Source organism: Acaryochloris marina S15 (genome assembly GCF_018336915.1).
Taxonomy (GTDB): Bacteria; Cyanobacteriota; Cyanobacteriia; order Thermosynechococcales; family Thermosynechococcaceae; genus Acaryochloris; species Acaryochloris marina_A.
This window is the reverse complement of sequence record NZ_CP064924.1, coordinates 135,489-150,234: the sequence shown is the minus strand read 5'-3', so window position 1 is coordinate 150,234 and position 14,746 is coordinate 135,489. Positions and strand designations below refer to the sequence as shown.

The following is a 14,746-nucleotide window of genomic DNA, read 5'->3' as shown; positions in this document are numbered from 1 at the left end:
TTGTTGGTGAATAACCTTATTAGCTTCGATATTGTGGTTTGTGATGAATTGCAAGGTGTTTAAAAAAATAGGTGAATCTCAATGGATTCCGTTGATAGTTCTATTGATAAATTTCTCAACTGAAATTATGTGAAATAACCCCCACACCTTCACGAGAGAATTGTTAGTATACTTAGGGCAAAGGTTTTAGCGGTCATATCTCAATGTTCAGTTTGAACTTGAGCATGGCTCTGAAGGAAAATAATCATATCTCTATTGACAATCTCTCTTAATTTGGATTTAACCCCAATATTGAGATTTTAGAGTAAGGGCCAGATCTTAGGACGCACCAATGTCACAAACGCAGATTTCACCAGCATTATCCTCTTTCCATTGGTCGCAGTCACTTGAAGAGGTCTATCAAGGACGCCAAACCTACGAATTTAAAAGAGGTTTCAATATTGTTTTGCATTCCCATGATATTTGGATCGTGTGCCGGGGAATCATTCAACTACATACTTCAGATGGTGATGGGAATGAAGCGATCCTAGGATTGGCTTGTCCAGAGATGCCCTTTGGTTTACCCTTGACTCAAATTGATCCCTATACAGCAACTGCGTTAACGGATGTGGTACTCATGCGTATCAGTCAGCAAGAGTTGGAGCAGTCGCCTATTCTGGCACAAGGGATTCAGGTTCAATTGAATCGGCGGTTACAACAAACTGAAGCGTTATTAGCTCTAAATCTGCATCGTCGTGTGAGCGATCGCTTTCAGGAGTTGCTGTTGTTGCTGACAAGAGAGATCGGGGAAAAGACCCCAGATGGAGTAAGAATTGAGGTTAGATTAACTCATCAACAAATTGCAGAATTGGTAGGGGCCACTCGTGTTACAGCCACTCGCATTCTTGGTGAACTGCGAAAGAAAGGATGGCTATCGGTCGATAAAACTCGCCATATCGTCATCCACGAATCTTCGGTTGTGGATCTCCAGTAATTCTCATCACAAGCACACTAATCATCAGCAAAGCCTAGTCTCCCTCCCGCCACCGATCAGAAACCCTAATCCCCCAATCCTTGTAGCACAAAGCCATCCACGCTACCCTGGTGGTTAGGAAGTGGGGCATTCCCACCCAAAGTTTTTTCTCCAAATCCATCCCGCCCACGGCTCCACATCGAGCCTGATTTTTGTTGGGGGTATATTCCCCAAGAGGCAAAGACCTCCCTTTCCGTTTTCTCAATATCAACAGGGCCGACTCGATTGCACATGCCAGTCGTGCCTATCCACTATTCGTTATTCAAAGGACAACACTCATGAAACTGATTACCAACGTCAAAATCGAACAATCTGCCTCCACCGAAGTGATTGACTCTGCCGCTAAAAAAGTTGGCATGGCTGCAAGCCAAGTCTTCCTGTTCGTCATTCACAAGGAAATCCAGGGCTGGAAAAACTTCACTATCCTCTGCTCTTGGGGCCTGTCCAAAGTGAGCCAGAAGCATGGCCCCATCTTTGATGAGGTCAAAGGAAATGCTGTGGCTGTCTTCCGCAAAGGTTGTCGGCAAGAGACGTTGTTCATCCAAACGCTTATCAAGACCCAGCTCACAGACCGGATTGATGCCCACTGGGAACTGCATGATAAAGCTATCGATTGGTTCAAGGTCCAGACCCAGGCATTCCTGGCCGACAGCCCGGTTGAGGATACTTCTGAGGTCGAGGCTGAGGATCAGGCTCCTGATGTTTTGGCAGACCTGGAGGAGGTTGCATCTGTGGCTGAGGTGGAGAAGCCTATCAGCGAAGTCGAGGAATCCTCTGTTATGGTCTTCGACCCTGATCCGCTCGATGATGAGCTAGCCGTTCCTCAAGACCCAACTCCAGTTGTGGCTAGTGGTGGGGGCAAGCGTCGAACTGCTAAGAAGAAAGTTGAGTCATCGCTGTCTAGCATGATGAGGGAAGAGGCCGCAAAGTCTTAGTCAAGGACTGATGTACCTGGCCTCTGAGGGGACTTGGGGGCTGGGTGGCTGGGGGGCTGCTGTTATTCTGCTGAAGTGTATTGATTGAATTGAAAAATTTTTTGTAACGTTAAGATGCTCTCTCTGGTTCAAGATCTTCAGTAGTAAATGTTTGACTTTCTCGCTTGCCAGCATAAATTACCTTATTGATATCAAGTTGAAGTCTTTCAATATCTGAGATGAACTCATGTAAATCGATGTTTAGTTTGTATGTTTCGCGCAATTCACTTATTGCCAAACTAATATAGTTGCTTTCAAAACTGTCATCTAATGAGTTTTCCATCTCAACTAGCATTCTTACTACTGATTCTCTTTTGATTTTTGAATCAATATTTTTATCTTGAAAAAAACGATTTTTTACTCGCTTCAATCTTTCGAAAACTTTAGCTTGCGAGCAAGAATACTCGGCTTTAGCTTGCATAGAATTTAATTTACCAAAGAGTACTTTAAAGTTATTTTCAAAGGAGGCTAGTTTCTCAGGATAACTAGTGTTACCTGAGCTATTGTGTTCATCATAAATTGACTTAACTACTGAGATTACACTACGCGCAAGGCCAACTTTTTCCAAATGGTACTCCTCTTTAGAATTAGATCTTACATAATTATCTAAACTATTAAATGTACCCCTCTCTGAATCCAATGAATTCTTAAGTTTTTTGGAGCAAATGGATTCTATTTTATCTTGATTGACTCCACAAAATTCTTTGAGATAAAGCTGAATTGATTGTTCGTAGATTGATAGTGGAACTAAATCTTCTATCTCAGTTAAGTTTTCATGTGTTGGAACTATAGATTTTTTACTGCCTAAATCTCTAATTTCCAGAATAAATTCTTTATTCAGCGGTTTATTATTACCATTGTCCTTCCCTCTACTCAAAGTTTTCATTGCATCATTACCGGATGCGTCACTGTCTAAGAGAACAATAATAGGGGGTTGCTCAACGTCTCGGCCTCTTGCTAAGTAAACTAGATAAGGTATATGACTAGCAGAGCCAGCAGGTACAATTGTAATTTTATTGAGATCTAGAATTTCTAGATTTGATATTTTCTCAAGTCTTCTAATATGATTTGAAGCTCCAGCAATAAGAATTTGATCTGCTAGTCCTTCCACAAATAAATTGCAGTTCCCAATAAAGGTAGTTTCACCTACAAAAGCACCAAATGCAGATCTTAAAGGCTCATAATGATTTTTGCTAGCATCTTTAACAACTCTGGCACCTTCATCGCCAGCCCCTTTATCGAGTACACGAATTCTTTCAGCATGATTTTTGTTTATTAAGAATGGAGAATGTGTAACATAGATAACTTGGACTGGATTTTGTTGATCTTCAGGATTAGCAAATCCTTCAAATATTTTTAGAAGATCTTGTTGAGCCTGACTAGAGAGATATGCATCAGGCTCATCCATTAATAGTATTTCAGTGCTATTTAGATTTTTTGGTTTATAAGCACGGTACTGGATATAATAGCTCAAAAAATATTTTAAACCATTACTTCTTTCATCAAATGAATAGTTTGTTTGTGTTCTATCGATAATAGTAAAAACTAGATCATAATCTCTAGCATCTACTTTAATATTAAACTCTCTATCTTGTTCCCACCATCTTGGGAAATTCAATGTTTTTCTCAGATTATCAGTAATTGTTTGTGTAATCCCATTAACTACACCTTCCTGATTTCCTTCTTTTAGTGCTTCTGACAATTCTTCGATTGATTTAAGATCAATATTAGCTACATCAAAAATTAGTGACTTAACTAAGTTGATTTTCTCAAGGGTTAGATCGCTTGAAAGATCTGATTTTATTTTTTCAACATCTTCAATTTTTAAATCTTCTGAATCATTATCAAAAAGATTAAAAATACCTTGAAAAAAACTTGATCTACTCCTTCTATCGACTGTTGGTAAGTCAGATAATTTGTCTTTTAGATCCTGTTCGATCAAACATCTAATAGGTATGCTTTCTGGCAAAGCAATATCTGAATCAATTCGGAAAATATTAGGTAGTATATTCTTGTATTTATCTATGCTCTTTTCATCCAGTTTTATACATTCGTCTTCTGTATTTATATATATTGTATAATCTCCAATATTGGTATAGAAAATTTTAAAGGTGTCGAGTAATATCTCTGCTTCGATGCTAGATTCTTCAGTGCCTTTAGTTTTTTTATTTGCTTTTTTAGACTCAGAATCTTCTTTGCTTGATTTATCTTTATTTAATTCATAAGATACAATTTCATTTATCGTATTTTTTTCTGATTCTGATAGATCGGTCCATTCAAAACCGATAGAAGGATAATTTAGTTTGTCTCTATCAATTGTATAAAATTGAGAGTATCGACAAAAATCTTTTGACCTATCAATATTTTTGACATTTGCTCCTTTTTCAATGGCTGATAATAACTGAGATTTACCAGACTCATTTGCTCCTACGACGGCTGTAATTTCTTTTTCAATAGGAATTCGAACATATGGATACCATCGGCCATCTTCAAGTAAATCCCAAGGGCTAGGTTTAGCCTTTGGGTGATTTTTTCTAAGGTAATCAAAGTTGAATGATTTATAAAAACGGATGTAGACATTTTTTAGTCGCATGCTTTTTTATATAGAATTCATCTCAGTCAGAATACTAGAAATATAAAGCTACTACGAATAAAAAATATAAATATTCCTATAGACAATCTTAAGAAGAAGAACTTGATATCTTGTGTGAACTGATCCTCCTAAAAAGAAACTAGCCAACTTTTCGAAACAAGATAGCGGGTTATCAGAGGAGGTGGAGGATAGGGAAGCCAATGTACTAGTGTTTCCAGTGTTGACAAGCATTCCATCAAAATGGAATCTCCTCCTCTGCCGCAGTCCATTCCTGGATTTGGGGGTTTTTCAGCTTTTCCCGTATAGATTTGATATTGATGAGGAGTGATTGAATCTCAGTCACAATCTCTGCTCTATCAAGCGCCCCAGCATTCGTGATAGATTCTCCTGCTCTTATTTCAGCGTGTTCCATTGCATTTTTTAGCTGGATCAATGATTGACCCAACCGAATGATTTTTGCGCCTTCAATAATTTCTGGTGATAGTTCGAGATCGTCGTTCATCTTCCAATTCCCCGGTTTTGATTAACTTCTTGGGTTCGTTGTTGTTGTGGAACGATGGTTTTTGGTCGCTCCTGGTTTTTAAGTTTTAATCCCTTCATCATGATCTTTCGGGAATACTTGAGGCTAGCCTGTTCTCCCTGTTGGTAGCGAATAGATTGTACTTCTGAAGCAACAGACAAAGTACCCATAACTTTAGGTGGCGTCAGCCCTGCCTTTGAAGCATTCGCGGCCAGCCTGGTTAGAAATACCTCTGGGTTCTCCTGACTCAATCCTTCTGAAAATCGATTGTAGGAAGATTGATTGATGTCTTGCTTCATAGTGGTTCTGGCTCTATCGGAGAGCGGTTTGCCCTGCTTATATTCATTGCCTACCTCAGATAGATCAGAAAATGGTGTCTGCTAGAAAGTAGGCGCAAGCATGATATCCAGACTTCCCATGGTGCATAGGTTAAGAGCCTCCATCCAAGGCATACCTTTGAGCTGAACTCCGAAATGTTCCGCTAAAGATTGCCCCGCCTTTTTCGCATCAGGGAGAAACTGTCGTAGATTATTCACAATCGCCCAGGCATTCACCATGGGATTAATGGCATCCTCTGCTCGATATTGCCCAAATTTTATGAGCTTCTTGTCCAAGAATCGCATGGAGCGATCTAAAGGTGCAGAATAGGCGGAAGCGTCTTTATGTTTTAGGTGATTCGTAAACAGAAAGCGTTTGTGCTTGAGAATATCCAATCGCTTGAGCAACGTCGGTTCATGGCCATAGCGTTCACGATTGCGTCGCACCCTTTGGGAATAAGACGCTAGTGAAGAAGCATTTAGAACTGAATCGAAATCATCTTTGAGTTGTTGGAGTTGGTCAGGTAGCCAATCAGGGTGCAGATAGATCAGAAAATGGTGTCTGCTAGAAAGTAGGCGCAAGCATGATATCCAGACTTCCCATGGTGCATAGGTTAAGAGCCTCCATCCAAGGCATACCTTTGAGCTGAACTCCGAAATGTTCCGCTAAAGATTGCCCCGCCTTTTTCGCATCAGGGAGAAACTGTCGTAGATTATTCACAATCGCCCAGGCATTCACCATGGGATTAATGGCATCCTCTGCTCGATATTGCCCAAATTTTATGAGCTTCTTGTCCAAGAATCGCATGGAGCGATCTAAAGGTGCAGAATAGGCGGAAGCGTCTTTATGTTTTAGGTGATTCGTAAACAGAAAGCGTTTGTGCTTGAGAATATCCAATCGCTTGAGCAACGTCGGTTCATGGCCATAGCGTTCACGATTGCGTCGCACCCTTTGGGAATAAGACGCTAGTGAAGAAGCATTTAGAACTGAATCGAAATCATCTTTGAGTTGTTGGAGTTGGTCAGGTAGCCAATCAGGGTGGGTCTTTGAGAAATCATCAAACGTGGCACTCACCCGTTTTTGGCCATGGAGTTTGCACTCTATCAAGTCGAGGCCAACCTCAGATATCCAAGCATTTTGAGAAGCGACCCAGCCGTCGGTGGTCACCGATGCGGGGACATACAGTTGTGCTTGATCTAAGTGACCTGTGGCTTGTGCGGCGGCGTCCATTTCCGTCAGAAACCGATGGATGGTGACTTGAAAAGCATCCTCATCCGTGGACTTCATCAATTCGGTATACCAAATCAATTCAGCTTGAGCCACCAAAAACAAGTAGATTTGCTCCCTCTCTAAACTGGCAAACTTCTCGTCACTGAGTAAATGGGCGGGGGGTGAGTCCCAGACGCAGTAAAAGTAAATACACAGGCATCAAGTTCCCCAACCACTGCACCAGACTCCAAACCCAACCGGGTTGCCAACCTCGCTCTGCTCCCTGCCAGCTATAAATCGTAGCCGTCTCTCTGTTGCTCAGTCCCATGCCTAAATTCAACTCCAGCAGTTTCCCCAAGCAGTCGGCATCTTGACGACGATAGCGCAGGATAAAGCTGGGCAAAACCGTGAAAACGGCTCGACAGCTTTGGCAGCGCACTCGACAGATAGGGATTGTCTCGACTGGTCCTAACCACCCTTGAACTTGGCGCTCTCGTAAAGCATGGAGCGTATAACGACTGGTATCACGGCAGCAGGGCTTATGACGTTCTGGAGAGAGTTGGGCTGTCAGGGGCGCTTGCAGATACTCGATTAAGGGCGGCGATTGTCTGCTTGCACCAGGTCTAAATAGTCTTGTTTGGTTGCACCAAAATGAACAATTGCCGTACGATTTTGATGGGCTTGTTTTTCAGTCATGACTAATTCGCTACGCTCAGAGTCACTGAAGTATAAGCTTTTCAGACCTTTGCTGTCTCAGACACCATTTTCTGATCTATCTGCAGGGTGGGTCTTTGAGAAATCATCAAACGTGGCACTCACCCGTTTTTGGCCATGGAGTTTGCACTCTATCAAGTCGAGGCCAACCTCAGATATCCAAGCATTTTGAGAAGCGACCCAGCCGTCGGTGGTCACCGATGCGGGGACATACAGTTGTGCTTGATCTAAGTGACCTGTGGCTTGTGCGGCGGCGTCCATTTCCGTCAGAAACCGATGGATGGTGACTTGAAAAGCATCCTCATCCGTGGACTTCATCAATTCGGTATACCAAATCAATTCAGCTTGAGCCACCAAAAACAAGTAGATTTGCTCCCTCTCTAAACTGGCAAACTTCTCGTCACTGAGTAAATGGGCGGGGGGTGAGTCCCAGACGCAGTAAAAGTAAATACACAGGCATCAAGTTCCCCAACCACTGCACCAGACTCCAAACCCAACCGGGTTGCCAACCTCGCTCTGCTCCCTGCCAGCTATAAATCGTAGCCGTCTCTCTGTTGCTCAGTCCCATGCCTAAATTCAACTCCAGCAGTTTCCCCAAGCAGTCGGCATCTTGACGACGATAGCGCAGGATAAAGCTGGGCAAAACCGTGAAAACGGCTCGACAGCTTTGGCAGCGCACTCGACAGATAGGGATTGTCTCGACTGGTCCTAACCACCCTTGAACTTGGCGCTCTCGTAAAGCATGGAGCGTATAACGACTGGTATCACGGCAGCAGGGCTTATGACGTTCTGGAGAGAGTTGGGCTGTCAGGGGCGCTTGCAGATACTCGATTAAGGGGCGGCGATTGTCTGCTTGCACCAGGTCTAAATAGTCTTGTTTGGTTGCACCAAAATGAACAATTGCCGTACGATTTTGATGGGCTTGTTTTTCAGTCATGACTAATTCGCTACGCTCAGAGTCACTGAAGTATAAGCTTTTCAGACCTTTGCTGTCTCAGACACCATTTTCTGATCTATCTGGCCTACCTTAGCGATACGATCTAAGTAAGGAGCTTTCCTATCTAATTGTTTAGCTGCTCCATACCAGTCCCGAATTGAATTCAGCTCCTTCGTAAACTCCTTAAAATCTTTGCCTAACGCGATACTCGCCCGTGTGTCGAGCGGTACTCCTCCCTGATAAGCCGCTACTCGATCCTTCGCTCTAGCCTGGTATGGATGGCCCCGCTTCAAAGCTGAGTTGTAGATTGCCCAGTCCTCTGGTTTAGCCTGGGGTTTGGGCTTTGGCTTGGGTGCTTCTGTTTGCTGGGTCGGTGTTTCCTGCTGAGGCTGCTGCGCTTTTGCTGTGGGCTGGCTAGGTGTCTTCGGTGGCTTCTCTGCTGCGACTTCTTGAATATCCGAATCTACAACTGTCTCTGGCGGTGACTGCTCGATATTCTCGGCAACAGTCTGTTGTGACTCCATTGTTTGGGTTTTGTCTGGTTCTCTAAGCCATTCTTTAGCAGCATTGGTCATCTCCAGTGGTGGTACATACCCCAACTCTTTTAAGACTTTTTCTGCATCGACCCCATTCTTCGGGCACATTTCTCGAAACTTGGAAATTGTTTCTTTGGGGAAAGTGACTGATCTTTTCTGGAACGTTTCATACTCGTATCGTCCATTGCCGCCATGCTGCTGATCCAGGTAACGACCAGCCTCCACGGCTTCATTAAATGACTGGATGGATGCAATTGCACCATCTACTTTTTTGATAACGGATTCTGGAACTTCAGGTTCAGGTGCATCAACCTGCTCTGCCTCTCGCTCCTTTAATAGCTCAGGCAACTGCTCTAGAGCTGCTTGTGCAAAGCCCTGATTGACGATGTTCTGGGCAAAAAGCCCCCCAAACTCCCGATCCAGTTCTCGCAACTCCCCTCCAGTAAATGGATTTTGAACTGCTGTCTCTTCAAGATTGAGCTTCCCTTGCCCATCAATTCCAAAGACCATTTCAGAATCTAGACATAAGTCCCCATTCTGCTCATAGTAGTGAGTCAGGTAAAGCTGGTCAGAATGCTGCTCCACCACCAGAGGTTCATAGGGTCCATTCTTGATCTTGAAGTGGAAATCATCACCCTTCAGAACTTCCTGGGCCAATCCCCCCTCATGTAGGAACTGGGCCACAAACTGCTCTGCCTTGCCTGCCTGCTTTGCGGGTGGGGCAATCTGCTTGGTGTTGTCCTGGGTGGGCTGGGTAGTGTCCTGGTCCGGTGCAGATTGAACAGCTTCAACTTGCGGGATTTCACTCGGCTCTACAGCATCAGACTGGAGCAGCATATCAAGCTGGGCTGCGGTTCCCTTCGTTGGCTCAACGTAAGGTACGAAGTTGGCCTGCTGCTCGAATTGGTTTTCCTCGATCTGCTCCATCGTCGGCAGCATCTGACCCAAGTAATCCCGTGCCATGTCCTTGAAGTCGAAGGCCGCGATCTGAATGCCCTCGTCTTTCATGATCACCTTCAACGCTGCCTCCAGATTCTCAGGGGCAACATGCATCTCCATCCGATGAGCGACAGAGAAGAACTCACTCTGGGCAGCATCTAGCAAGTCTTCATTCAAGAAAAACGTGCCGCCGACACGGGTAGAGCTGGGCACTGTCAACACAAAATGCTCGATGGGGGTGCCGCGCAATTTCGCTGATGCATCGGCCTTGATTGCCAGGTTCTTCTCTGGGTTGTCATGGACTACACCCAGATTCTTGGTCACCTCTGTCAGGAATGCTTTGACCTGATAGGGTTCCTCAAATATCACGGGACGTTCCCGGAGCTGCTGAGTGATATCGAAGTCGTCGGGCATGATCAGCCCTTGGCGCACCTGGCCTTGATTGGTGGTGAAGTTAATGAACTTGCCTTCAGGATTCTCCTCATACGCTTTGATCAGATTGCCAGTGAAGACCTGCATTTCCGTGCGCTGATTCTGTTGCCTGCTATCAAAATCTTCATAAATGCTCTCTCCTCTCCAGGTTTTCCCTTGGGGCATGATGCTAACTGCGGAAGGTTTACCAGAGTTGATTTTTGAGAAAGGAACAGAGATATTTTTGCCTTCAGTAGTGATGATCTGCATCTTCCAGTTCGTCAGTGCTGCGGGACTTCCCAGAGGTTTGGCTTTCTCGGCAATGTTGGCGATTACCCCATAGGAAACCTTGCCTTCTGCTGAAGAAAGCTGAACGGTGCTGCCAATCCGAAAGCGATTGGTGAGCGATTGGAAATGCCCCATTTGTTTGTCGAATTTTGTCTCTAAGTGGCTTGCTGCTTCTGGGGTTTTTGCCTCCCCCATTGCTTTCTGACTATAGGTTTTCAATCGATTCTCAACCTGATTCCTTAAGCCTCGGTTCTGCTCCTTGGCCTGGTCTTCAATTGCATCAAAATCATGGTCGTCCACCGTCTTAACCCTAGACTGACCCAAGTTCTCACGGACATCGTTGATGATTCCCAATTGCATCGGGGGCTTGGTCGTGACTTTTGCATTGACGACTTCTAGATTGACAGGCCCGGTGAACTCGCTCTTGATCGCGGCGTCTGCTGGGACAACTTCCATCTTGGCAATTGTGCGGGCATCGAGGTCCAACTTGTCTGCCTCCAAGACGTTCTCGCCCATCGCTTCTTTCTGTTGGATGAGGGCAGTGGTTTCGGTTTCGATCAGGTCGTACAGTTCTGCTTGTTGCTTGATGGGTAAGAGGGGGATGCGGCCTGTTGTTCTACTAATAAGAGGGAAATCAGTCCCACCAACGCTTCCCTGACTTGGATAGGACAACATAGCATCGATTTCGGGGTGTTCTTCCAGTAGTTCTGTAACCACCTCCTCTCCAGCGGTATTGACAAAATCCGTGACGTTCCCAATGCTCAGATCTGAATCTCGTGCGGCAGTAGTATTAGCATTCAAAGATGCCATCTTTTTAGCAAGCATGGCTCCGAGTCTCTTCTCGGCGGGGACATCGGCCATCACCAAAGTGAATTTGGGTTCCACGACTTGTCCAAAGCGATTTGCACGTCCTAACATCTGAAAGACTTGGTTGACATCACGCTCTGCTTGGGCCACGATCATGTGCCTTGGGCGTTGGTCCGCAAACCGTTCTGAAGCATGGAGACTGATACCTGTTGCCCCTGAGCGGTTGAGGATTACGACATCTAATTCACCACCGTTAAAGCGATTTACCACATCAATCTTGGCCTGGGGCTTAACCTCTCTATTTGAGCGCAGGCCATAGATTAGTTCACCTCCCTGATAATTGATAATGCTTTTTCGTCCCGTAATCTCATCGACGGTATAGCCCTCTTGAGAAAGGCGATATTTCATGTAGTCAATGGAACTGAGAGGAATGGAAGAGAAATCAGAGTCAGCGATTAGCTCATGTACTTCTTGGTATGCTTCAACTGCTTCGACTCCTAGCTCTGCTTCCGTCATAGGGCGAGTATCAGAGATGCCTTGATAATCAGTGATTTGAACATCTTTGGAGCGAGTTAAGTATCGCTCTAATACATCCCCAAACGTCACATTAATTGCATCGCCAGTTTTGATCTCCCTATCTTTTGCATAGTCTGCAATAAAGGAATTCATTGTATTGGCAACAGCGATTAATGGTTTCTCACCTCGCTTCAGTGCAGCAATAGCTTCTTGAACAGTCGCCTCTGCTTTTTGGGAGAGCAGCCCTTGGTCAATGGCGTTGTGCATCAACGAAGTGAAATTTAATGAAGATGCACCGGATTTTCCGATTGCATTATCTTCGCTAGCTGATTTGGCTTCTTTTCTGACTTCTTTGTTAAGCTCCTCCATTGCTTTACTCTTGGCTCGATCAAACCGATCAATCCCTCGCATAATTGCGGCAATGTTATCTGCAATCCCGTGATCTACAGGAACGGTCTTAGCACTAAAGCTAATATTCTCGAACGTTCTCTCGCGGCGAAGCATATTCCCAGAGCTAACAAACTGAGTTGCCATCATTTGCTGAAGTGGGATGCCGCCAGCCTTAAGCGTATTCTCTAGATTATCCATGCTGTTAACGGCATGAATGGCATCGGTTCGTCTCGCGTAGAGATCCATGACCGCTGGATTCTTGGTAGCGGTTGCAGACATGAAGACAGTACCTGCCGAAGCATCAACCAGCTCTCGCACAAATTCAGCACGATTAGGTGCAGCATTACTACTCTTCCAACTCTGACTTGATGAACCACCGCCTGCCTCGTGAGCTTCATCAAAAATAAACACTGCCCGACTTGCTAATGCTCGTAGAAACTGCCGTCTATAGGGTTCTTTTTTGCTAATTGTTTGAAGCTGGTTGTAAGACGTGAAAATTGCATCATATCCCCCTAGTCCGATTTGGGTGAGGCGATGCATCTCGTTTTCTTGATCCTTGAGTCCAGAGGTTCTTAAGGTTCTACCATCTTCAAGATGCAAATCTAACTCGGAATCTGTCATGAAAGGCGAAAAACCTGGCCTGCCGATATCAGCCAAGTCCTGGATCATGGAGGCATAGAGGTTGGGTTTCTGGGTAACAAAGATGGGAATATAGCCCTGTCGCTGGGCATCAATAATATTGGCTGCTCCGAATCGTCCTTTACCGTTTCCCGTTTGGTCACCATTAAGGAAAATTTTGCCCTTGTCTTTTTGGTCAAAGGCCAGGGCGAGAGAGTCAATTTGCTCGGCGTAAAGGACATCATACATTTGTCCCTTGGAGTCATATCCCAAGCGATCCATTACAAACTCGTCGATATCTCCATGCTCTTGCTCGAAGCGATCTAATGCTTGCTGAGCAGAAACAGCCATGTTAGTAGGAATCAATGTGTTAGGGCTACGGCCTTTGCTGCGGGGAACATAAGCAGTATTGAACTCTGCTGCCATGTCACTATCCTCAATGAAGGTATCGTTTACTTGAATTCTGCTCTCAATTCCATCAGAAATTGATCGATTGTCACTTCGTCGTGCTTCGCCATCAAGGACTCCTGGGACATGGGTGGAGGCAGTGTCAGATCCACTGGGAAGTCCACTTCTGGATTGGTCAGCAGGAACCAATTCATCCAAGTTTCGTTGAATTCTAGGAGGCTGGCTCCCCACTGATATGCCATCGCCCATACTGGGATCAATTCTTTGGTCTCTCCTCCCCCCTCGTAAAGCATGGGTGGACTCTGGACCGGATTCAGTTGAAATAATGTGTTGGTTAGCATCTGGTGAAGTTCCTCCTGAGTCTCCCCAAAGTCCTTCATCCAACTCTCGAACATCCATTCCATCCGACAGTTCATCAACTCCAGGTAATCTCTCAGATCCATCGACTCTAGATCTGTTGGCACTCTCACCAAGAATATTGCCTGGTCCCCCTGTGCCTTGGGCATCCAGACCTTTGTGAACTTCAGGTAATCTTGGTAGCTGGGTAGTCGCCTGGATTGAGTCATTTAATAGTCCTCGCAATTCCTCAAATGATTCATAGATTTTAGGCGGTTCCACTGCGGGGAGAGGTAGCTGTGATTTCCCCCTTCCCTCAATTACAATCAAGTCCAGCGGCCAGTGTGCCCCCTGTTTCTTGTACAAGTCTCTAGCAACCGTGATGTGCTGGGTAACGTTGTACTGCTGATACAACGCATAGAAGAACCCCCGACTTTCTATAGTGTTGTAGGCTTCAGCTCTCTCCCCTGGGTCTGTTTCCGGTTTGCCTCCCAAAAGCAAAACCCCTCGACCATCAGGCTTCATGACTTGGAGTGCCTGGAGTGAAATCGCCTGATCAATCTGGCTAGTGCCTCGTGAATTGCCAGGTGTCTTAAAGTGCTTAGCCCTTTTGTCGTCTCCCCAAATGCGACCATAGGGAGGGTTGGCAATCACAACGTCATGGAGCTGCTCTGGCAAGTAGGTGGAGGCATCCTGCTCCGTAACGGTAAAACCCTGCCGTCTAAGATCTGCTGCCCGGTCTGGGTTCAGTTCGTTGACTGTACAGTTCTCAGGAGTAGCATTCAGGACTAATGCCCCATGCCCAGCACTCGGTTCATATACAGAGGACTCAGCCGTAATTCCTGCGAGGTTAGCCGCAAGATAGGCGAGGGGGAGCGGGGTCGAGTATGCCTGCTGTTTGACGCTAGTTGATGATCGGACTGCTAGCCTGGGCTGGCGATCAGTGAGGTCGATTAGATCTGTGTATGTTTTCAGAGGATCTTCAGAGTGGCCGATGATCGTCCTTGCAGCACGAACTAACCCCGCTTCAACTGACTCATCCACCAGTTTTGCTAGGGGACTGCCAGGATGCACGGGTTGATTCAGCAACTGAGATGCCTGGTTTCGGGCTTCTACGATGGAAGCGTAGGCTTTGCCCGCCAAGAACTCAGCCGCGAACAATTCGGCAAGGTCGTCTTGCTGCGACATCAGATTCAGTTAAGTCGTCAAGTTTTGATGTG

12 protein-coding genes are annotated in these 14,746 nt (G+C 45.4%); 2 read left to right on the top strand and 10 right to left on the bottom strand.

Translation table 11 applies throughout. The annotated features are described in order from the left end of the window. Positions 1–331: 331 nt before the first annotated feature. Positions 332–973 carry a Crp/Fnr family transcriptional regulator gene (locus tag I1H34_RS27680; protein WP_212666577.1) on the top strand — a complete coding sequence of 214 codons (642 nt, stop codon included), beginning with the start codon at positions 332–334 and terminating at the stop codon, positions 971–973. 65 nt (positions 974–1,038) lie between these two features. Here I1H34_RS27680 and I1H34_RS27675 read toward each other — a convergent pair whose 3' ends face one another. After that, positions 1,039–1,245 carry a hypothetical protein gene (locus I1H34_RS27675; protein ID WP_212666576.1) on the bottom strand — a complete coding sequence of 69 codons (207 nt, stop codon included), beginning with the start codon at positions 1,243–1,245 and terminating at the stop codon, positions 1,039–1,041. Positions 1,246–1,290: 45 nt separating this feature from the next. On the opposite strand from I1H34_RS27675, the gene I1H34_RS27670 reads away from it, so the two are divergent. Beyond that, positions 1,291–1,947 (top strand): hypothetical protein, encoded by a 657-nt coding sequence (locus I1H34_RS27670; protein ID WP_212666575.1) that lies wholly within the window; start codon positions 1,291–1,293, stop codon positions 1,945–1,947. A 109-nt stretch (positions 1,948–2,056) separates the two neighbouring features. Here the strand turns inward: I1H34_RS27670 and I1H34_RS27665 are convergent, their stop codons facing one another. From I1H34_RS27665 to I1H34_RS27625, 9 genes are all read right to left on the bottom strand, one after another. Then, entirely contained in the window at positions 2,057–4,579 is a 2,523-nt protein-coding gene (locus I1H34_RS27665; RefSeq protein ID WP_212666574.1) for an AAA family ATPase, read from the bottom strand. A gap of 235 nt (positions 4,580–4,814) precedes the next feature. After that, positions 4,815–5,081: a hypothetical protein gene (locus I1H34_RS27660; RefSeq protein WP_212666573.1), complete on the bottom strand. Its 267-nt coding sequence runs from the start codon at positions 5,079–5,081 to the stop codon at positions 4,815–4,817. Then, complete coding sequence (locus tag I1H34_RS27655) at positions 5,078–5,398, bottom strand: hypothetical protein (protein ID WP_212666572.1); 321 nt, start codon at positions 5,396–5,398, stop codon at positions 5,078–5,080. Before I1H34_RS27655 ends, I1H34_RS27660 begins: the two co-directional genes overlap by 4 nt. An 81-nt stretch (positions 5,399–5,479) precedes the next feature. Continuing rightward, a complete protein-coding gene (locus I1H34_RS27650; protein WP_212666571.1) occupies positions 5,480–5,998 on the bottom strand; it encodes a hypothetical protein in 519 nt (172 codons plus the stop codon). After that, positions 5,982–6,740: a hypothetical protein gene (locus tag I1H34_RS27645; RefSeq protein ID WP_212666570.1), complete on the bottom strand. Its 759-nt coding sequence runs from the start codon at positions 6,738–6,740 to the stop codon at positions 5,982–5,984. Before I1H34_RS27645 ends, I1H34_RS27650 begins: the two co-directional genes overlap by 17 nt. Positions 6,741–6,786: 46 nt before the next feature. Beyond that, positions 6,787–7,197, bottom strand: coding sequence for a DUF6431 domain-containing protein (locus I1H34_RS27640; RefSeq protein WP_249370266.1), 411 nt, complete (start codon positions 7,195–7,197; stop codon positions 6,787–6,789). Positions 7,198–7,379: 182 nt separating this feature from the next. Further along, positions 7,380–7,694 carry a hypothetical protein gene (locus I1H34_RS27635; RefSeq protein ID WP_212666568.1) on the bottom strand — a complete coding sequence of 105 codons (315 nt, stop codon included), beginning with the start codon at positions 7,692–7,694 and terminating at the stop codon, positions 7,380–7,382. A gap of 46 nt (positions 7,695–7,740) precedes the next feature. Next, positions 7,741–8,277 carry a DUF6431 domain-containing protein gene (locus tag I1H34_RS27630; protein WP_212666567.1) on the bottom strand — a complete coding sequence of 179 codons (537 nt, stop codon included), beginning with the start codon at positions 8,275–8,277 and terminating at the stop codon, positions 7,741–7,743. A 41-nt stretch (positions 8,278–8,318) separates the two neighbouring features. Beyond that, on the bottom strand, positions 8,319–14,714 hold the full coding sequence (locus tag I1H34_RS27625; RefSeq protein WP_212666566.1) for a strawberry notch C-terminal domain-containing protein: 6,396 nt from the start codon (positions 14,712–14,714) through the stop codon (positions 8,319–8,321). Between the last annotated feature and the right edge of the window lie 32 nt (positions 14,715–14,746).